This is a genomic window from Paeniroseomonas aquatica (assembly GCF_030409335.1).
GTDB classification, from domain to species: domain Bacteria; phylum Pseudomonadota; class Alphaproteobacteria; order Acetobacterales; family Acetobacteraceae; genus Belnapia; species Belnapia aquatica.
The window spans coordinates 1-988 of record NZ_JAUFPN010000245.1 but is presented as its reverse complement, the minus strand read 5'-3'; the positions used below and the strand labels follow the sequence as shown (position 1 = coordinate 988).

2 pseudogenes are annotated in these 988 nt (G+C 67.5%); both read right to left on the bottom strand.

What is annotated here, in order from left to right:
- A pseudogene (locus QWZ14_RS29105) lies at positions 1-627 on the bottom strand (hypothetical protein); the annotation flags it as partial.
- An 11-nt stretch (positions 628-638) separates the two neighbouring features.
- Positions 639-988, bottom strand: a pseudogene (locus QWZ14_RS29100) (hypothetical protein); the annotation flags it as partial.

Here is a 988-nt window from a genome sequence, read left to right as displayed (position 1 = left end):
CCCCCGCAGCGCCCGCAAGGGGACCGGCTGCAACGCCATAATCGAGAAATCAATGGCGGCGTTGATGTTCTCGGCCTGCGGCCCATAGGACAGGGCGCCCGTCATGCTGGCCGAGCGGACATCGCCATTCGGCCGTTCCGTGATCTGGCAAACGCCTTCCGCGGCTTCCAGCTCCGAGCAATAGCGGTTGCGGTGCAGCCGGGCGCGGTCGGCGGCGGCATGTCCCTCGCCGTGCCAGGCCGGGGTATTTGGACCCGCCTCGCGCCGCCGGTTGGCGACCGCCGTCAGCGAAGTGGCGACGATCCAGCTTTGGCTGGCGCCGACCGTGATCGCCTGGCCATTGTCCAGGCTCTCGCAGGCCGCAGGCGTCGCAATGTGCTCATCCCGGATCTGCGCGCTGCGGACGTTCCGCTGGAAGCGGGCCATCGCCGTGTTGCTGGCGTCAGCGGTCTGCTGCTGCGCCGCAATCTGACCCTTGAGATAGTTGGCGGTCTGGGTGAAGCCCGCGACGGTGTTCTTGATCAGCGCGATGATCGCTGCGGTATCGAGAACCTCGGCGCGTGCCGGCGCGGCAGGGACAACGACGATCGAGGCGAGTGCGGTCGCCGCGAGGAGTGCCTTGCGCATCTGTCGGCCCCTCACTGCTGGAGGCCAAGCGGGCGGACGACCGTGTACCCAACCGGTACCGACGGCCGCCCGTTGATGTAGAAGCCATTGCTGGCGCCACTCGAGAGCGAGGCGCTGCCAAGGGCGGGCCCGCCGCCACCAAAGGCCAGACGGGGGCAGAAATTCCCGCCACCCAAGCCGCCAAATCCCATGTTCCAGCCGCTGACCGTCAGGCCGCATTGGATTGACCCTACCGCCTGGTTCCAGGCGGCACGGGCTGCCGTGCAGACCTGCTGCAAGGCCTTCGACGCCACGGCCGTCAGGATTGTGGAGGGGTCGAGGTCGGACATCGACACGTTGAGTCCGGTGCCATTGAAGAAGT